Source organism: Daejeonella sp. (genome assembly GCF_044232565.1).
GTDB lineage: Bacteria > Bacteroidota > Bacteroidia > Sphingobacteriales > Sphingobacteriaceae > Daejeonella.
The window spans coordinates 1-3,187 of sequence record NZ_JBIILQ010000282.1 but is presented as its reverse complement, the minus strand read 5'-3'; the positions used below and the strand labels follow the sequence as shown (position 1 = coordinate 3,187).

General features: G+C 35.7%; 3 protein-coding genes. 2 read left to right on the top strand and 1 reads right to left on the bottom strand.

The window, feature by feature from the left end:
- Window positions 1–14 precede the first annotated feature (14 nt).
- The gene (gene rsfS, locus ACILQF_RS12060) at window positions 15–389 is read right to left on the bottom strand and encodes a ribosome silencing factor (RefSeq protein WP_395627652.1); all 375 of its coding nucleotides are present in this window, start codon (window positions 387–389) and stop codon (window positions 15–17) included.
- A 42-nt stretch (window positions 390–431) separates the two neighbouring features.
- On the opposite strand from rsfS, the gene ACILQF_RS12055 reads away from it, so the two are divergent.
- Together ACILQF_RS12055 and ACILQF_RS12050 are read left to right on the top strand one after the other, a co-directional pair.
- On the top strand, window positions 432–1,199 hold the full coding sequence (locus ACILQF_RS12055) for a biotin--[acetyl-CoA-carboxylase] ligase (RefSeq protein WP_395627651.1): 768 nt from the start codon (window positions 432–434) through the stop codon (window positions 1,197–1,199).
- Between the two features lie 7 nt (window positions 1,200–1,206).
- Window positions 1,207–3,187 (top strand): cytochrome c biogenesis protein CcdA (locus ACILQF_RS12050; protein WP_395627650.1); only part of this gene is annotated, 1,981 nt, incomplete at its 3' end.

Genomic DNA, 3,187 nt, shown 5'->3' with positions numbered 1-3,187 from the left:
AACCTCCAAAAGGTTTATGCGCTTTTGTATAATTTTGTTTCTGCATCTCCCCAGAGGTCTTCAATTCCGTAGTATTCTCGCTTGTCGGTTTTGAAAATATGGACAACTACATCAAAATAATCAATAATAATCCAATCGGTTTGTTGATATCCTTCCTTTCTGTAAGGTTCAAGTTTTAGAGCTTTAAAAACCTCATCTTCAACGCTTTGTGCAATTGCTTTTAGTTGGACAGTTGACTCTGCATGACACACTACAAAGTAGTCGGCAACCGAGCTGTGAATATTTCTTAAGTCAAGACGCACAATCTCATTTCCCTTCTTTTCCTGTATTCCATAAACAACAATTTCAGAGATTGAAGTTGATTCTTGAGCATTTTTATTTTTTACCATTAAAAAATTTTAGTTTTGATGTTTAATTAAAGCAAATATTCATTGCAAAATAATACTTTTTCAGGACTATTTGTTGGTCACAATCTAATTACCTTAAAAGATGTTGACTCAACAAATACCTTTCTTAAGGATGCTGTGTCAAAATCTACGCCACTAATGGATGGCACTGTTATTATGGCAGATAGGCAATTTGCCGGAAGAGGTCAGTCGGCTAATTCTTGGCAAAGCGAAGCGGGTAAAAATTTAACCTTTAGTATTCTTTTAAATCCCAGTTTCCTTCCTGTGGAGAGTCAGTTTGACCTTAATAAAGCCATTAGCATTGCTTTAAATGATGTTTTAAGGAACCATGTTGGTCCTGGTGTTTATATAAAGTGGCCTAATGATATTTACATCAACACCAAAAAAGTTGGGGGTATTTTAATTGAAAACATAATTCAGGGGACAAAAATTAAATATGCCATAATTGGAATAGGTCTAAATGTGAATCAGGTAAATTTTGCAGATAACCTTAAAAATGTTACTTCTCTGAAGCAAGTATTACATCAGGATTACCACTTAATGGGATTATTAGGCGAAATTTGTAGTGCTATTGAAGCCAGATATCTTCAGTTAAAGTCGGGATCATTAAAAAAAATCAACGAGGAGTACTTGAATCGTTTATATTTAAAAGGGGAAATAGCTTCGTTCAAATTTAATGGGAGAATTGAAAAAGGCAAAATCATCGGAATTACTGAAATTGGTCAGCTTATTCTGGAAACAGAGGGCCAAATCAAGTATTTTAATAACAAAGAAATTGAGTTCATAAATTAATAAAAACATGAAGAAACTTTTAGGATTAGTGTTTACACTTTTTTTCTTTAATGCCCAGGCACAATTTTCTGATCCCAACGCTAAGATTTACGAACCTGTTAAGTGGTCTTATTCTTCTCAAAAAATTAGTGATAAAGAAGTTGATTTATTCATTACCGCAACAATTGAAAAGGGCTGGCACCTTTATTCACAATTTATTGAGGAGGGTGGACCCATTCCTACATCATTTAAATTTTTACCATCGGTTGATTATAAACTAATTGGAAAAGTTTCAGAGAGTCCGAAAGCTGTTACCGCTTTTGATAAAAATTTTAACATGGACATTGCCTGGCATAAAGAGCAGGTGGTTTTTAAACAACGTGTTAGCTTAAATAAGCCTCTAGAAAGTGTTTCTGGAGTACTTGAATTTATGGTTTGCAATGATGAACGTTGTTTACCTCCAACAGAAATTGAATTTCAAATTCCTTTGGAAATGGCAGCATCTAATAATTTGCTTGCCGATGCCCCCCCTTCGGGCAATGTTGATACTATTGGAGCTACTATTGATACAAAAAAAGCTAGTTCAAGTACTTTATCAGAAGCAGATATTCAAAGTACTAAATCTGAAGGTTCTTTATGGGCAATTTTTCTCGCTGGTTTTATTGGGGGTCTTGCTGCATTTTTTATGCCTTGTATTTACCCAATGATTCCAATGACGGTATCTTTTTTTACAAAGCAATCGGGTTCAAGGGCTAAAGGCATTAGAAGTGCAATTATTTATGGACTTTCCATCATCATTATCTATGTAGCTTTGGGTTTATTGATTACCCTTATTTTCGGAGCTTCGGCATTGAATGAAGCGGCAAGTAGTGCTACCTTTAATCTCCTATTTTTTGTTGCATTAATCATTTTCGGTATTTCTTTTCTTGGCGCATTTGAGATTACTTTACCATCATCCTTAGTAAATAAAATGGATGAAAAGTCGAACCAGAGTGGCTTTATGGGTTTGTTTTTCATGGCCTTTACATTGGCACTAGTTTCATTCTCTTGTACTGGCCCAATAATTGGGACACTCTTAGTTGATGCGGTATCAAAGGGGTCTTACCTCGGGCCCGCCATTGGAATGTTAGGGTTTTCATCTGCACTGGCTATTCCTTTCACCCTTTTTGCCATTTTCCCATCTTGGTTAAAAGAGATGCCAAAATCAGGTGGCTGGTTAAATACGGTAAAGGTTTCTTTAGGCTTTTTGGAAATTGCGCTAGCTTTTAAATTTTTATCGAATGTAGACCTTGCTTACCACTGGGGAATATTTAACAGAGATATATTCCTGATTATCTGGATTGTAGTTTTTGGTGTTTGGGCCCTTTATTTATTTGGTAAACTTCGTCTTTCTCATGATGCTGAGATTAATTTCCTTTCTTTACCAAGGCTGTTTTTTGCGATGTTTATCTTAGGGTTTACCATTTACATGATACCTGGTTTATGGGGTGCGCCACTCAAGGGAATAAGTGCATGGCTACCACCTCAGTCGACACAAGATTTTGACCTTTACTCGAATGCTACATCAGCAACAGTAAAAACTGAAACCATAGGAAAGAAATATGCGGGCTTGTTTCATGCGCCACATGGTTTAGATGCCTTTTATGATTATGAAGAAGGTCTAGCCTATGCTAAAACAGTAAATAAGCCTGTTTTAATAGATTTTACTGGTTGGAGCTGTACCAATTGTCGTAAAATGGAGGCAAGTGTTTGGCCTGATAAAGACGTTTTACGTCGCCTTCGCGAAGATTATGTTTTGATATCTTTGTATGTTGATGATAAAACAGAACTTAGTGAGGATGAGAAGTATCAATCTGCTTTTAGTGGTAAAAACGTAAAATCAATCGGACAAAAATGGAGTGATTTTCAAGCCTCTAAATACGGAACAAACTCTCAACCATATTACGTAATTGCAGATCATGAGGGAAATACATTAGTTGCACCTCAGGCTTTTAATCTTGACATAAGTA